The 15,812-nt window shown below is 38.0% G+C and carries 12 protein-coding genes and 1 other annotated feature; of the genes, 11 read left to right on the top strand and 1 reads right to left on the bottom strand.

Annotation, left to right across the window (positions count from 1 at the left end; translation table 11 throughout):
• Positions 1-7: 7 nt before the first annotated feature.
• The 5 genes from pheT to BR72_RS07790 all read left to right on the top strand — a co-directional run bounded on the left by pheT (position 8) and on the right by BR72_RS07790 (position 6,510).
• Positions 8-2,428: a phenylalanine--tRNA ligase subunit beta gene (pheT, locus tag BR72_RS07810; RefSeq protein ID WP_035431700.1), complete on the top strand. Its 2,421-nt coding sequence runs from the start codon at positions 8-10 to the stop codon at positions 2,426-2,428.
• A 168-nt stretch (positions 2,429-2,596) separates the two neighbouring features.
• A complete protein-coding gene (locus tag BR72_RS07805) occupies positions 2,597-3,127 on the top strand; it encodes a sigma-70 family RNA polymerase sigma factor (RefSeq protein ID WP_035431698.1) in 531 nt (176 codons plus the stop codon).
• Positions 3,117-4,151, top strand: a complete 1,035-nt coding sequence (locus BR72_RS07800; protein ID WP_035431696.1) for a DUF4179 domain-containing protein — start codon at positions 3,117-3,119, stop codon at positions 4,149-4,151. The genes BR72_RS07805 and BR72_RS07800 overlap by 11 nt, the downstream gene beginning before the upstream one ends.
• A 67-nt stretch (positions 4,152-4,218) precedes the next feature.
• Positions 4,219-4,472 (top strand) — a binding site (T-box leader).
• 50 nt (positions 4,473-4,522) lie between these two features.
• The gene (gene asnS / locus BR72_RS07795) at positions 4,523-5,914 is read left to right on the top strand and encodes an asparagine--tRNA ligase (RefSeq protein ID WP_035431695.1); all 1,392 of its coding nucleotides are present in this window, start codon (positions 4,523-4,525) and stop codon (positions 5,912-5,914) included.
• A 2-nt stretch (positions 5,915-5,916) separates the two neighbouring features.
• Positions 5,917-6,510 carry a hypothetical protein gene (locus BR72_RS07790; RefSeq protein WP_035431694.1) on the top strand — a complete coding sequence of 198 codons (594 nt, stop codon included), beginning with the start codon at positions 5,917-5,919 and terminating at the stop codon, positions 6,508-6,510.
• 351 nt (positions 6,511-6,861) lie between these two features.
• Here BR72_RS07790 and rnhC read toward each other — a convergent pair whose 3' ends face one another.
• Complete coding sequence (gene rnhC / locus BR72_RS07785; RefSeq protein WP_156107918.1) at positions 6,862-7,800, bottom strand: ribonuclease HIII; 939 nt, start codon at positions 7,798-7,800, stop codon at positions 6,862-6,864.
• A gap of 124 nt (positions 7,801-7,924) precedes the next feature.
• On the opposite strand from rnhC, the gene zapA reads away from it, so the two are divergent.
• The 6 genes from zapA (at position 7,925) to BR72_RS07755 (ending at position 15,594) form a co-directional block, all read left to right on the top strand.
• Positions 7,925-8,194 carry a cell division protein ZapA gene (gene zapA, locus BR72_RS07780; RefSeq protein WP_035431690.1) on the top strand — a complete coding sequence of 90 codons (270 nt, stop codon included), beginning with the start codon at positions 7,925-7,927 and terminating at the stop codon, positions 8,192-8,194.
• Between the two features lies 1 nt (position 8,195).
• Positions 8,196-8,735: a CvpA family protein gene (locus BR72_RS07775; protein WP_035431688.1), complete on the top strand. Its 540-nt coding sequence runs from the start codon at positions 8,196-8,198 to the stop codon at positions 8,733-8,735.
• A 54-nt stretch (positions 8,736-8,789) separates the two neighbouring features.
• Positions 8,790-10,508, top strand: a complete 1,719-nt coding sequence (gene polX / locus BR72_RS07770; RefSeq protein WP_035431686.1) for a DNA polymerase/3'-5' exonuclease PolX — start codon at positions 8,790-8,792, stop codon at positions 10,506-10,508.
• A 20-nt stretch (positions 10,509-10,528) separates the two neighbouring features.
• Entirely contained in the window at positions 10,529-12,889 is a 2,361-nt protein-coding gene (locus BR72_RS07765; RefSeq protein WP_035431684.1) for an endonuclease MutS2, read from the top strand.
• 224 nt (positions 12,890-13,113) lie between these two features.
• Positions 13,114-14,190, top strand: a complete 1,077-nt coding sequence (locus BR72_RS07760) for a nitric oxide synthase oxygenase (protein WP_035431683.1) — start codon at positions 13,114-13,116, stop codon at positions 14,188-14,190.
• A 207-nt stretch (positions 14,191-14,397) separates the two neighbouring features.
• A complete protein-coding gene (locus tag BR72_RS07755; RefSeq protein WP_035431681.1) occupies positions 14,398-15,594 on the top strand; it encodes a class I SAM-dependent rRNA methyltransferase in 1,197 nt (398 codons plus the stop codon).
• Positions 15,595-15,812 lie beyond the last annotated feature (218 nt).

Below are 15,812 nucleotides of genomic sequence, written 5' to 3'. Positions count from 1 at the left end.
GATAAATATGTTCGTATCATATCGTTGGTTACAAGAGTATGTAGATATTAAAGATGTAACGGCACAAGAATTAGCAGATAAAATCACGAAAAGTGGTATTGAAGTAGAAGGCGTGGAAGTATTAAATAAAGGCGTAAAAGGTGTTGTCGTTGGTCACGTATTAGAGTGCGAAAAACACCCGGAAGCTGATAAGTTAAGCAAATGTTTAATCGACATCGGCGAAGAAGAGCCAGTACAAATCATTTGCGGTGCTCCTAATATTGCAAAAGGTTTAAAAGTACCAGTTGCAAAAGTTGGTGCTGTTCTTCCTGGTAACTTCAAAATTAAAAAAGCAAAGCTACGCGGTGAAGCTTCTCACGGTATGGTTTGTTCCTTACAAGAGCTTGGCGTTGATGGAAAATTAGTTGCAAAAGACTATGCAGAAGGTATTTTCATTTTCCCAAGTGATGTGGAAGTTGGTGCAGATGCACTTGAAATCTTAAATTTACATGATGAAGTACTTGAATTAGGATTAACGCCGAACCGTGCGGATTGCTTAAACATGTTAGGCGTTGCGTATGAAGTAGCAGCAATTTATGGCCTTGAAGTGAAACTTCCAGCAGCAAACTTACAAGAAGCGGCAGAAAAAACATCTGATTATATTTCTGTAAGTGTAGAAGCAACAGAACAAAACCCATTATACATGGCAAAAATGGTGAAAAACGTAAAGGTTGGTCCATCACCAATGTGGATGCAAACGCGTCTTATGGCAGCTGGCATTCGCCCGATTAGCAACGTAGTTGACATTACAAACTACATTTTAATTGAATACGGTCAACCATTACATGCATTTGACTACGATAAATTAGGTTCAAAAGAAATCGTTGTTCGTCTTGCAAAAGAAGGCGAAAAGATTCAAACATTAGACGATCAAGAACGTACATTACAAGCGCATCATCTTGCGATTACAAACGGCACAAAAGCATTAGCTGTTGCTGGTGTAATGGGCGGAGCTGAATCTGAAGTTGATAACGATACAGTAAACGTTCTAATCGAATCTGCATACTTCGAAGGTCAAACGGTGCGCCGCGCATCAAAAGACTTAGGTCTTCGCAGTGAATCAAGTGCACGTTTCGAAAAAGGAATCGACCCAACACGTACATTCGAAGCAATTCAACATGCAGCTGCTTTAATGGCAAAATACGCTGGTGGCGAAGCGCTTGAAGGTGTAGTAGAAGTTGATAACTTACAAGTACAAGAACGTACAGTATCAGTTACAGCTGAAAAAGTAAATCGAGTATTAGGTACAGAGATCTCTGCAAGTGAAATGGGTACAATCTTTACAAACTTGAAGTTCCCATTCACAGAAGTAGAAGGAACATTCCATGTAAACGTACCAGCACGTCGTCCTGACATTACAATTGCAGAAGATTTAGTAGAAGAAGTAGGTCGTCTGTATGGTTATGATCATATTCCAGTTACATTACCAGCAGGAACAATGACGCGTGGTAAATTAACAGTAGCGCAAGCAAAACGTCGTAAAGTACGTCGCTACCTAGAAGGTGCTGGTTTATATGAAGCGATTACGTATTCATTGACAAGCGCTGATAAAGCGAAACAATATATGGTTGAGCCGAACGAAAAAGCTCCTGTAAACCTTGCACTTCCAATGAGTGAGGAACGCAGCCAGCTTCGTTTAAGCTTAATACCACAATTGCTAGAAGCAGTTTCATATAACAATGCTCGTAAAAACGACAGTGTTGCATTATATGAAGTAGGTTCTATCTTCTTACCAACAGCAGAAGATAAGCTTCCAAAAGAAGAACAACATCTTGCTGGCGTTATGACAGGTCTTGCTCTTCATCATGCATGGCAAGGTGAGAAGAAAGTTGTAGACTTCTTCGTTGTAAAAGGTGTATTAGAAGGATTATTCGATGTACTTGGCGTTGCAAGCAGCATCACATATGCTCCTGCAAAACGTGAAGGCATGCACCCAGGACGTACAGCCGATATCTTACTAGACGGAGAAGTAATTGGCTTCATCGGTCAATTACACCCAGAAGCGCAAAAACAATTAGATGTAAAAGATACATTTGTATTCGAATTATCTCTAGTAAAAGTATTTGCTGCTCGTGCAGAAGATACTTACTACACAACAATCCCGCGTTTCCCATCTATGACACGCGATATGGCCGTTGTTGTAACGAAAGAAGTAAAAGCTGGCGAAATGAAGCAAGTCATTAGCGAAGCGGGCGGAGAGCTTCTAAAAGAAGTAACATTATTCGACTTATACGAAGGTGAAAAAATGGAAGAAGGCAAGAAATCACTTGCATTCTCTATGAACTACGTCGACCCAGAACGTACATTAACAGATGAAGAAGTAACAGAAGCGCATAGCCGTGTATTAGCAGCGGTAGAAGAGAAATTTGGTGCGGAGTTACGTAAATAATTTTTTATATGTGAAAGAGAGGATTGTCACTCGTAATAAGAGTGATGATCCTCTTTTTTTATGAAAAGAAAAAATGGATGCAACCAAATACTGGTTTTTAGTATCTAATAGGGTGTAAAGAACATGAAAACAAGCGTATATTGAAATTAGTTAACAGGGGGTTCTGACATGGGGAAGCTAGAGGCCTTGGTGAAAAAGGCGAAAAAGGGTGATGGAGAAGCTTTTGTTTCTCTTGTGCAGCGCTATGAAGATGTGCTGTACAAAGTCGCAAGTAGATTGTTACAGAAAGATGAGGATGTCGCAGATGCGATGCAAGAAGCAATCACGGTGGCTTATGAGAAAATACATACACTTAAAAATGAAGAGTACTTTAATACATGGATTTGTAAAATATTAATTAATACATGTAACGGCATATTAAACAAAAGACAAAAAATTACGTTAGTAGAAGGGCACATTGAACAGAAACAAGACAAAAATGAATTTTTGAAAATAGAACTAGAAGACGCGTTAAATAGTTTAAAGAAGGATTATAAAGTAGCAATTGTTTTATATTACATTGTTGGGCTTAGTATAAAAGAAATGAGTGTGTTTTTAAAAGAACCGGAAGGAACGATTAAATCAAGACTTTCTAGAGCCAAATCGATATTACGTAATCATTATTACAGTGGTGAAGGAGCGAGCGTAAATGAAAAATAATTTCGAAAAGGAATTTCAGCATTTGCTACATGAAGAAAAAGAAATGCCTGGTATTGTTAGAAAGTCTTTAGATCGTTCCTATGATGTGATACGCATGCAATCGAAGAAAAAGAAAAGAAATGTAATATGGAGAAAATTTGCAGTCGCGGCTTGTTGTGTTGTGATAGCTGGTGGTGTTTTTACAAATGAGCATGTGCGAGCTAATATAAATAAATTATTTCATTTTAATGATAAAGGAATTGAGCGGGCGGTTGATGAAGGGTTTACACAAAAAAGCAATAGTACGGCTATTGATAAAGGGATTACAGTAGCACTTGACCGTTATTTTGCGGACACGAATAAATTAGGATTTAGTTTTCAATTGGTATTTGACGATACAAGTATATTCAAGAAAAAAGTAAAAGAAGTGTCTTTTGATTATCGATTAAAAAATGGTGCTGGTGAATATATTATGGAGTCTATTCCAGATACAAAGCCTTTGAAAGGTAAAAACATATATATGTCTAAAGCAGAAGATAAAAATCCATCTATAGACGGAAAGAACGGAAAGGTGCAATATGATGTAGTATTTGAATCGAATCAAGGAGCGATTCCTAAACTGACAGATGCGGTGTTAGAAGTTGAGAGCGTCAACGTTTTTTATGAGAATGATGAACTGAAAAAAATTGATGGAATATGGAATTTACCGATCAGCGCTAAAATGAAAGAAGGAACAACATCAACGGTTGAATATAAGTCAGCAGAAACAACGTCTAACATACAAATTATATCTGCGAAGACAAATCCAACTTCGCTTAATCTAACGTTTTCAGTTAATGAAGTAGTAGAAGATGAAAATACTTTTATGAATATGAAAATTATAGATGAAACAGGAAAAGAATATAAATCAAAAGGGTATAGCATGGATGTTAAAAATGACAAAACGACTGTCCATGTTAATTTCCCGATTACTTCTTATGACAAAGCGAATACATTGAAGCTCCAAATGAAGAAGTTTGGAGAAGTAGAGTTAGTTAAAAAATAAAGTACAATACAAGGGACAACTTGCATCTTTCAAAGGAATGTAGTACATTAATTTTAGTTTAACAAATAAAATGACGATGATAAGGAAAAGTAGTATATACTATAATCCAAAGCGAGTCAGGGACGGTGCGAGCCTGATGAGGCGGTATATGTGAAGAACACCTTGGAGTTGCTAACCGAAATTGAATTGTGTATTCAAGAGTAGACTTAGACGGGAATCCGGCCTGTTACAAACCGGGAAGTATGTGTAATACATACGAGTTAGAGTTGGTCTTTATGACAAATTGGGTGGTACCGCGAAGTTTAACCTTTCGTCCCTTTATGGATGGAAGGTTTTTTTGTATTTAAATATATGTAAAGGAGAATTTCAACATGGAAAACACATTAGTAAAAAGTCTGTATAGAGAAACTGATAAGTATGTAGACCAAAAAGTACAAGTATCAGGTTGGATCCGTAACTTACGTGATTCAAAAGTATTTGGTTTTATCGAATTAAACGACGGTAGCTTCTTTAAAAGCGTTCAAATCGTTTTCGATACGGAATTAGATAACTTTGCTGAAATTACGAAGCTTCCATTAAGCTCATCTGTTAAAGTAGAGGGAACGTTAATCGCGACGCCAACTGCAAAGCAGCCGTTTGAAATTAAAGCGAACAAAATCGAAATCGAGGGATTATCAGATTCTGATTACCCATTACAAAAGAAACGTCACACGTTTGAATATTTACGTACAATCGCTCATTTACGTCCAAGAACGAATGCATTCTCAGCAACGTTCCGCGTACGTTCTATCGCAGCATTTGCGCTTCATCAATTCTTCCAAGAGCGCGGCTTTGTACACGTTCATACACCAATTATTACAGGAAGTGATACTGAAGGTGCAGGTGAAATGTTCCGCGTAACAACGCATGATATGAACAATGTACCAAAAGGTGAAGATGGACAAGTAGACGACTCAAAAGACTTCTTCGGCAAAGAAACAAACTTAACAGTAAGTGGACAGTTGAATGCGGAAGCATATGCATTAGCATTCCGTGATGTATACACATTCGGCCCGACATTCCGTGCTGAAAACTCTAACACAACTCGCCACGCTGCTGAGTTCTGGATGCTTGAGCCTGAGATTGCATTTGCTGAATTAGAAGATGTAATGAATTTGACAGAAGATATGCTGAAATATGCAATGAAATACGTATTAGAGCATGCACCAGAAGAAATGGAATTCTTCAACAGCTTTGTTGATAAAACAGTTCTAGAGCGCATGAATAACGTAATCAACTCTGATTTCGGACGCATCACGTACACAGAAGCAATTGAAGTGCTTCAAAAATCTGGTGCAGAATTCAAATACCCAGTAGAATGGGGAATTGATTTACAAACGGAGCACGAAAGATACTTATCAGAAGAAGTATTCAAACGTCCTGTATTCGTAACAGACTATCCAAAAGATATTAAAGCGTTCTACATGCGCTTAAACGAAGATGGCAAAACAGTAGCTGCAACAGACTTACTTGTTCCTGGCATCGGCGAATTAATCGGCGGAAGTCAACGTGAAGAAAGAATGGATCTTTTAGTAGACAGAATTAAAGAGCTAGGCATGAATGAAGAAGACTACTGGTGGTACTTAGAGCTTAGAAAATACGGCGGTACAAAACATGCTGGATTTGGTTTAGGTTTCGAACGTTTCTTAATGTACATCACTGGTATGGCGAATATTCGTGACGTAATTCCATTCCCAAGAACACCAGGTTCTGCGGAGTTTTAAGATTGAAAAAAGGTATATCAACAGCGATTAAGCTGATTGATATACCTTTTTCTTTTTTTGAGCAGGGAGAGATGCGTAATAAAGAGAAACATTACGTAGAAGAGAAAGGAGCTGAATTTGTGAAAAAAAGAATGATGTGTTTCTTAGCGATCATGCTAATCAGTTTAAGTGCGTGTGGAAAGGAAAAAGAGAAACAAGAAAAAGTAGTTCCAACATCACAAGAGGCAGCGGTTGTTACGTTTCAAGGGAAAGAAGTAAAGGAAATTCAGCTAACATCTACGAAAACAAAAGGCACGAAAGTATTGAAAAAAGCAGATGATATAAAGCAGCTTGTATCAGCGATGGAGCAAGTTGGACTTGAGGAAAACGGCGATGAACCGAAAACACTCTCATTAGATAAAGAAGCTAAATCGGCTATTCATTACAATATGTCTATTGATTATAGTGATGGATCAATTGGAAAATACTTTGTTTGGATAGAAGATGACGGAGAAGTTGTAATTGGGCACAAGGATACGCCAGAGAAAGAACGTGTTGAGTTTTATGATTTGAAAGAAGCCTCAAAAAAAGTTGCAGAGACGTTTAAAATAGAGTAGTAAAAACAGATGAGCTGACTAAAGTTTACTTTTTAGTCAGCTCGTGCACATTTTAGTATGATCCAGTTCAGTAGCTCAGCTACTTTCATGTTGAGTATTGTCGAATGGTCTTTATCCCGCATTAACGGGCAGGAAAACCTAGAGAAGAGCAGGGAAGAAAACTGCCTGTAAAAGCCCGATTGGTGAGAGCTTTCCATCAGTGAGAAAAGCGTCACTGATAGAAGTTTCACTTTAAACTGTGTCGAAGCGCCGATAAATGATGCATTTGCGCCGATATATCGGAAAAAGCGCTGATATATTGAGTGAGCCCCTTGTTTAGTCTATATACATCCTGTCCATACTGAGAAATAACTATTTCTTCAACAATCGAAACGCTTTTTCTGTATTTGCAAAATGTAATTTCACAAACTCAGGTAATCTTTCTTTCCCAAGCTTTTGAATTAATTTCGCGGCTGCGATATCGACTTGTTTCCCAGCGCCTTTCGGAAGTGGCATACCTGCTTTTTTGCTTAGCTCATCAAATTGTTTCACGAATGAATAGCGAGCTAAAATGGAAGCTGCTGCAACGGCGATATGTACGCTTTCGCCTTTTGTAGCGAAATAGACATTTTCACGCTGAACATTTTTTTGTTTGGCTAAATATTTATAATATGTAGCCGGCTGTGTGAACTGATCAATTAAGATGCCTTCTGGTTTCGTTGGTGCGATTTTCGCCAATAAGTTTGTAATAGCTTTATTATGAAGCAATGCTTTTAGGTGTCCTTGATTGTAGCCTTTTTCAAACATGTCGTTATATTTTTCGTTATGCAAAACGAGAGAGCTGTAAGGGACAACTGCTAGTAGTTGTTTTGCAATTTCACAAATTTGTGTATCGTTTAAGCCTTTTGAGTCTTTGACGCCTAGTTCTTTTAATAATGGAATTTGCGTTGCATCGACGTATACCGCAACAACTGTCATCGGTCCAAAATAGTCTCCGGTTCCGACTTCGTCTGAACCGAGAATAGACATGGCACTGATAGACGCTGGTGGTGCGTAGGCATGGTGATCTACACTTCTCTTGACAGAATTTTTTGGCGGTGCAGCATTTGTCTGCCACTGACCCGCTTCTTCCACTGCACGGCCACCTTGAAACATGACTTTTCCAGATTTATAGGCTGTAATTGTGCAAGATGGAATCTTCGCCATGAAGATACCGCCTTGAGGAACTTTTGGTTGCACGGCTTGCGCGTACTTTGTTTTCATGTCTTCTATAACCGCAAGGCTTACTTGAATAACAATAGAATTTGACAAAATGGTTGCTCCTTTTTCATTATTTATATTTTTATCATATCGAATTGTTGTTTCTGTTTCCATATGATGTTTTTTCATGGTATGATAATCTTTAGGATTCTGTATGGGATTGGAGGACAGTAAGTTGTCACAACAAAAGGAAAATCGAAGTCGAATTAATGTAGAAATTTACGGCCAACAATATTCAGTTGTTGGCGATGAAAGTACAAGTCATATACGCATTGTCGCGGCGATTGTGGATGATAAAATGCGCGAACTGAATGCTAAGAATCCTTCGCTTGACACAAACCGATTGGCGGTGTTGACAGCAGTCAATGTCGTGCATGATTATATAAAATTAAAAGAAGAAAATGAAAAGTTGAAAGAAAGAATGAGTCAAAAAGGAATGGAATAACATGGTTGATATAATTATCATTTTATTGCTTGTGATGGGATTTCTTCTTGGTCTAAGAAGAGGATTAGTCCTGCAACTTGTAAAATTAGTAAGTTTTATTGTCGCTTATCTTGTGGCATATTGGTATTGCAAAGATTTAGCACCTGCATTGCAAAAGATTATTCCGTATCCATTTAAGCAAGAAGTAAATGTGCCGAATTGGATCGATGCAAATAGCATAGAAACAGTGTTTTACCAAGCCATTGCGTTTATCGCATTATTTATTGTTACAAAAATCGCGTTCACGTTACTTGGACAACTTTTAAATATGTTTACAGAAATTCCTGTTTTGAGACAGGTCAATGCACTAGGCGGAGCGATTTTAGGCTTTTTAGAAGTGTATATTATATTGTTCGTATTAATTGTAGTTGGTACGATACTTCCAATTGAACAAGTACAAACTTCGTTGAATCAATCATCAATAAGCAAAGTAATTGTAGATGATACACCAATTCTTTCTGAAAAAGTTAAGGAATTATGGCAGACAGGCAGCAAAGTATAACTTCTCTTTTTTAGAAAGAGAAGTTTTTTTCTATGATGGGAAGGCGGGAGAAGAATGAAAGTAAATAAAAAACAAGTGATTAAACTACTTGAGACAATTGCACTTTTCATGGAACTAAAAGGGGAAAATCCTTTTAAAATATCAGCATTTCGTAAAGCGGCAGCAGCATTAGAAAGCGATGATCGTAGCCTTTCAGAAATTGAAGATTTCACAAAAATACCAGGAATCGGAAAAGGAACAGCAGCCGTTATTGCAGAATATATTGAAGTTGGAGCATCAGAAGTGCTTACAGAGCTTGAAAAAGAAGTACCGAGCAGCTTATTACCGCTTTTGAAATTACCAGGTCTTGGTGGGAAAAAGGTCGCTAAGTTATATAAAGAACTTGGCGTTGTAGATATGGAAACTTTAAAGAAAGCTTGTGAGGAAAAGCAAGTGCAAGCACTTGCTGGGTTCGGTAAGAAAACGGAAGAGAAAATACTAGAGGCTATCGCACAAGTTGGTACTAGGCCCGAACGTCTTCCGATAGCAATGGTGCTTCCTATTGCCGGGGAAATAGAGAGGAAATTGTCGAATATACCAGAAATTATTCGCTATTCTCGTGCGGGAAGTTTGCGCCGCGTTCGTGAAACAGTGAAAGATTTGGACTTTATTATTGCGTCATGGGAACCAGAAAAGGTGCGTGAGCATTTACTGCAGTTTGATAATATGATAGAAGTGATTGCAAGTGGTGATACAAAAGTTTCCGTACGCCTTCAATACGAATATGATATTTCGATTGATTTCCGTCTTGTGAAGCCGGAAGAGTTTATTACCACACTTCACCATTTCACTGGTTCAAAAGACCATAATGTAAGAATGCGCCAAATTGCAAAAGATAAGGGCGAGAAAATTAGTGAATATGGCGTTGAAAACTTAGAAACGGGAGAAGTACAAACATTCGAAACAGAAGAAGCGTTTTTTGCACACTTTGGACTTCCATTCATCCCGCCAGAAGTACGTGAAGATGGAAAAGAGATTGATCTCACTCTGCAATATCCGAATTTTGTTCAATTTCCTCATATTCAAGGTGATTTACATATGCATACAACGTGGAGCGATGGTGCTTTTTCTATTGAAGAAATGGTACAAGCATGCCGCGCTCGTGGATATAAGTATATGGCGATTACGGATCATTCTCAGTACTTGAAAGTAGCGAATGGATTAACGAAAGAGCGCCTTTTTGAACAACGAAAAGAAATTGAACGTCTGAATGAAAAGTATCCGGATATCACTATTTTACGTGGTATTGAAATGGACATTTTACCAGATGCAACACTAGATTTTGATGACGATGTATTAGCAGAGCTTGATTATGTCATCGGTGCCATTCATTCTAGTTTCTCACAAGACCGTGAAACAATTATGAAGCGTCTGCGCGCTGCAATTGAAAATCATCATGTAACAATGATTGCGCATCCGACAGGCCGATTAATTGGTCGCCGCGAAGGCTATGATGTCGATACAGACTTATTAATTGAGCTTGCGAAAGAAACAAATACTGTACTTGAATTAAACGCAAATCCAAACCGTTTAGACTTAAGTGCGAAGCTGCTAAAGCAAGCGCAAGATGCGGGTGTGAAAATCGCCATTAATACAGATGCTCATACGCTTGAAATGTTAGAGGATATGGAAATTGGCGTGGCAGCTGCGCGCAAAGGTTGGATTCAAAAAGATACAGTTATTAACACATGGGATATTGAACGTTTATTAGATTATATTAAGCGTAATAAGTAACACAAGGGGGACGTGCAACTATGTTAGAACGAACGTTGCGTGTATTAGAATATGAAAAAGTAAAAGAACAATTACTCGAACACGTTGCTTCTTCACTTGGACGAGATAAAGTAAAAGGGCTTGTACCAAGCACAGATTACGAAGAAGTAGTAGAAATGCAGGAAACAACAGATGAGGCAGCAAAAGTCATCCGTTTAAAAGGACATGTACCGCTTGGCGGGATCTTTGATATTCGCCCAAATGTGAAGCGTGCGAAAATTGGTAGTATGCTAAGCCCGCATGAACTTTTAGATATTGCAAGTACGATGTATGGTAGCCGCCAGATAAAAAGATTTATTGAAGATATGATTGAAAATGGTGTGGAACTGCCGATTTTAGATACGTATGTAGCGCGCATTGTGTCTTTATATGATTTAGAAAAGAAAATTACAAATTGTATTAGTGATGGCGGAGAAGTAGTGGATAATGCGAGTGAAAAATTACGTGGTATTCGCCAGCAAATTCGCACAGCGGAAAGTCGCATTCGTGAAAAATTGGAAAACATGACGCGGTCTTCTAACGCACAGAAGATGTTGTCAGATGCAATTGTAACGATTCGTAACGATCGCTATGTAATTCCAGTTAAACAAGAATACCGCGGTGTCTATGGTGGTATCGTTCATGACCAGTCTGCTTCTGGTCAAACGTTATTTATCGAGCCGCAAGTCATTGTAGAACTGAATAACGCCTTGCAAGAAGCGCGCGTGAAAGAAAAGCAAGAAGTAGAACGCATTTTAATGATGTTAACAGAAGAAGTAGCAACTGAAGCTGATATTATTTTAGAAAACGTCGACGTTGTGGCAGAGCTTGATTTCATTTTTGCAAAAGCTTTCTATGCAAAACGATTAAAAGCAACAAAACCAATTTTGAACAATGAGCGTTATATGAACTTGCGCCAAGCACGTCATCCGCTTATTGATCCGAAAGTTGTTGTGCCAAATGATATTGTACTTGGAAAAGAATTTACAACAATTGTTATTACCGGACCGAATACAGGAGGTAAAACCGTTACATTAAAAACGGTAGGGATTTGTATTTTAATGGCGCAATCTGGTTTGCACATTCCTGTTTTAGATGAGTCCGAAATTTGCGTGTTTAAAAATGTGTTTGCCGATATCGGTGATGAGCAATCGATTGAGCAAAGCTTAAGTACATTTTCCTCTCACATGGTAAACATTGTTGAGATTTTAGAACAAGCTGACTTTGAAAGCTTAGTATTGTTTGATGAATTAGGGGCAGGGACAGATCCGCAAGAAGGGGCTGCACTTGCGATTTCCATTTTAGATGAAGTTTATAACCGCGGTGCACGCGTTGTCGCAACGACGCATTATCCTGAATTAAAAGCATACGGCTATAATCGCGAACAAGTCATTAATGCAAGTGTTGAGTTTGATGTAAACACATTAAGCCCAACGTATAAATTGTTAATTGGTGTACCAGGGCGAAGCAACGCTTTTGAAATTTCAAAACGTCTTGGGTTATCTGACCGTGTAATTGACCGTGCTCGTGGTCACATTAGTACAGAATCAAATAAAGTAGAAAATATGATAGCGAAGCTAGAAGAAAGCCAAAAGAATGCTGAGCGTGAGTGGAATGAAGCAGAAGAGCTTCGTAAGCAATCTGAAAAACTTCATAAAGAAATGCAGCGTCAAATTATCGAATTTAACGAAGAACGTGATGAAAGATTACTAAAAGCACAAAAAGAAGGCGAAGAAAAAGTCGAAGCGGCGAAGAAAGAAGCGGAAGGAATTATTCGTGAACTTCGTCAATTGCGAAAAGCAAAGCTTGCTGACGTTAAAGATCATGAGCTAATTGAGGCGAAAAGCCGTTTAGAAGGGGCAGCGCCGGAGCTTGTGAAAAAACAACAAACAAAAGTGAAAAATACAGCACCAAAACAAGTGTTAAGACCAGGTGATGAAGTAAAAGTATTAACGTTCGGTCAAAAAGGTCAGCTTTTGAAAAAAGTAAGCGACAACGAATGGAACGTCCAAATCGGGATTTTGAAGATGAAAGTGAAAGAGTCCGATATGGAATATATTAACACACCAAATCCTGTTGAGAAAAAAGCAGTGACAGCGGTAAAAGGAAGAGACTATCACGTTTCATTAGAACTTGATCTTCGTGGGGAACGTTTTGAAGATGCATTAGCACGTGTAGAAAAATATTTAGATGATGCACAGCTTGCGAGCTATCCGCGCGTTTCCATTATTCACGGAAAAGGAACCGGAGCACTGCGTCAAGGTGTACAAGATTACTTGAAAAAACATCGCGGCGTGAAGAGCTTCCGTTATGGTGATATGGGCGAAGGCGGCCTTGGTGTTACAGTTGTAGAACTGAAATAGGAAACGAAGCAAAGGGGAAACGGCTATGTTTATGGACAAACTTGCAAAAGTATTGTTAGCTTGTTGCGGAACGTTTTTTATTATTGGGGTTATATATTTGATATTTTTTGCGAAATAAGGGAGAGGACACCGTTTTTGGTGTTCTTTTTCATTGTCTGTTTTCTAGGCACGGGTAGAAGATGTTTTGTATAATAGAGATGTTTACAGGAATAGAAGGAGACACTATGAATACAACAAAAAAACTGTTAGAGGAAGCAACTAAGTTTATTACAGATTGCTACAACGAACTAGAAAAATCTCATGAAATACAAGATAGATTATTACAAATTGAATCTGAAATACAAATGACAGGAACGTATGAACATACTTTTGAGGAGCTTGTTCACGGAGCGCGAATGGCATGGAGAAATAGTAATCGCTGCATCGGTCGTCTGTTTTGGAATAAGCTTCATGTATTAGATGCACGTGATGTAAATGACGTAGAAGGTGTATACGAGGCACTGCTTCATCATATTCAATATGCAACAAACGACGGAAAAATCCTACCTACGATTACTATTTTTAAACAATATCAAAATGAGAAAAATCAAATTCAAATTTATAATCACCAATTAATTCGCTACGCAGGATATGAAACCAAGCATGGCGTGATCGGTGATTCTCATTCCCTATCCTTTTCATCATTTTGCCAAGAACTTGGCTGGAGTGGGAAAGGAACACATTTTGATGTGCTGCCGCTCGTATTTTCAATAGATGGAAATGACCCAGTGTATAGACCAATCCCTGAAGAATATGTAAAAGAAGTGCCGTTAGAACATCCAGAATATCCATTTTCCTCTTTGGAAGCAAAATGGTACGGTGTTCCGATGATTTCTGATATGCGTTTAGAAATTGGCGGGATTTCTTATACAGCTGCTCCGTTTAACGGCTGGTATATGGGAACAGAAATCGGTGCGCGCAACTTAGCTGATCAGGATCGTTATAATCTGCTTCCAGCTATTGCGGAGATGATGGGATTAGATACATCAAGAAACAGTACACTTTGGAAAGACAAAGCATTAGTAGAATTAAATGTGGCAGTATTACACTCTTTCAAAAAACAAGGCGTAACGATTGTCGATCACCATACAGCGGCGCAGCAGTTTAGTCAATTTGAGAAGCAAGAAGCAGCATGTGGCCGTTTAGTCACAGGGAATTGGGTGTGGTTAATTCCGCCTATATCTCCTGCAGCGACGCACATTTATCATAAGCCTTATCCAAATCAAGTACTTACACCTAATTTTTTTCATAAAAAAGGGTAAGAGCTTGTTGTATGGATAAAAGAATAACATGTTATAGTTAGAAGGGACCGTTTAATGGCGATACTTATATAAACGGCCCTGTTTTATTTTTGTGCTTCTAACATAGAGTGGTTTCATACATAAGAAAAGATGTGGTAAAACTTCTGACTTCGTATAGAGCCTTTCTTAATAGCTAGAAAGCATTGGAATGGAAAGGTAGGATATGGAATGAAAACAGAAGTTATTTTAAAGGTTAAGACGAAATACGCAAACGAATTAAAAAGTGGTTATCCACTTATTTCGAAAGAAGCGATTATAAATTTACAGGATGTAAATACAGAAGGTACAATCGTAAAACTTGTAGATGATAAAAATAAGTTTATCGGTACAGGATATTACGGCAAACAAAACAAAGGATATGGCTGGATTTTAACAAGAAAAGAACAGGAACAAATCGACCAAGCCTTCTTTGAAAAGAAAATTAAATCTGCTTTAAGTAAACGTAAAAGTTTCTATGAAGATACAGATACAACAGCATTTCGCGTGTTCAACGGTGAAGGCGATGGAATCGGTGGCTTAATCATTGATTACTATGATGGATATTACGTAATTAGTTGGTATAGCGAAGGCATTTATCAATTTAGTAAAGAGATTATCGCTTCCTTACAGAATGTGACTACATTTAAAGCGATCTATCAGAAAAAGCGCTTTGATACAAAGGGACAATATATTGAAGAAGACGATTTCGTAACAGGAGAACGCGGAGAGTTTCCGATTATCGTCAAAGAGAATGGTGTTAACTTTGCGGTATATTTAAACGACGGAGCAATGGTCGGTGTCTTTTTAGATCAACGTAATATAAGAAAGCAAATTCGCGACAAATATGCAAATGGCAAGACAGTCTTGAATATGTTCTCCTATACAGGTGCGTTTTCTGTCTTTGCAGCACTTGGCGGAGCGGTAAAAACAACAAGCGTAGACCTTGCGAACCGCAGTTTAAGTAAAACAATTGAGCAATTTAGCGTGAACGGCGTTGATTACGAAGCGCAAGATATTATCGTAGAAGACGTATTTCACTATTTCAAATATGCAGTAAAGAAAGCACTGAAGTTTGATATGGTCATTCTAGATCCACCAAGCTTTGCGCGTTCAAAAAAATATACATTTAGCGCTGCTAAAGATTATAAAAACTTATTAAAAGAAGCAATTGCGATTACAGAAAATAATGGTATTATTGTCGCTTCTACAAATTGTAGTACTTTCGGTATGAAAAAGTTCAAAGGCTTCATTGATACAGCATTTAAAGAAATGAACGGCAAGTATAAAGTATTAGAAGAACATTCATTATCAGAGGACTTCCGAACGATTTCACAGTTTCCAGAAGGTGATTATTTAAAAGTAGTGTTTATTAAAAAAATAAAGTAAAAACCTTTTTTAGATGGGCGAGGGCATCCGGCCATGCATAGAAGCGGTCAGTGCCTATTCCTGCCACAAAATAAAGGGAAAAAGCGAATGCATGTCATGGCTGGTCTTGCATATTAGTAACTTATAGGTTGAAAAATCAAAATGGGTTTATTTAACCTTTTAAAGTAAGAGCGTTTCTCTGTAATGAGAAATGCTTTTTATTTTCGCCAAAATTAAAA

Origin of the sequence: Bacillus sp. UNC322MFChir4.1 (genome assembly GCF_000746135.1) — a bacterium.
Lineage (GTDB): Bacteria > Bacillota > Bacilli > Bacillales > Bacillaceae_G > Bacillus_A.
This window is presented reverse-complemented; position numbering and strand designations above follow the sequence as displayed.

What these genes read in the sequence shown, in the direction of transcription:
- pheT (WP_035431700.1), top strand. Translation starts at nt 8, where the DNA reads ATGTTCGTATCATATCGTTGGTTACAAGAGTATGTAGATATTAAAGAT.
- BR72_RS07805 (WP_035431698.1), top strand. Translation starts at nt 2,597, where the DNA reads ATGGGGAAGCTAGAGGCCTTGGTGAAAAAGGCGAAAAAGGGTGATGGA.
- BR72_RS07800 (WP_035431696.1), top strand. Translation starts at nt 3,117, where the DNA reads ATGAAAAATAATTTCGAAAAGGAATTTCAGCATTTGCTACATGAAGAA.
- asnS (WP_035431695.1), top strand. Translation starts at nt 4,523, where the DNA reads ATGGAAAACACATTAGTAAAAAGTCTGTATAGAGAAACTGATAAGTAT.
- BR72_RS07775 (WP_035431688.1), top strand. Translation starts at nt 8,196, where the DNA reads ATGGTTGATATAATTATCATTTTATTGCTTGTGATGGGATTTCTTCTT.
- polX (WP_035431686.1), top strand. Translation starts at nt 8,790, where the DNA reads ATGAAAGTAAATAAAAAACAAGTGATTAAACTACTTGAGACAATTGCA.
- BR72_RS07765 (WP_035431684.1), top strand. Translation starts at nt 10,529, where the DNA reads ATGTTAGAACGAACGTTGCGTGTATTAGAATATGAAAAAGTAAAAGAA.
- BR72_RS07760 (WP_035431683.1), top strand. Translation starts at nt 13,114, where the DNA reads ATGAATACAACAAAAAAACTGTTAGAGGAAGCAACTAAGTTTATTACA.
- BR72_RS07755 (WP_035431681.1), top strand. Translation starts at nt 14,398, where the DNA reads ATGAAAACAGAAGTTATTTTAAAGGTTAAGACGAAATACGCAAACGAA.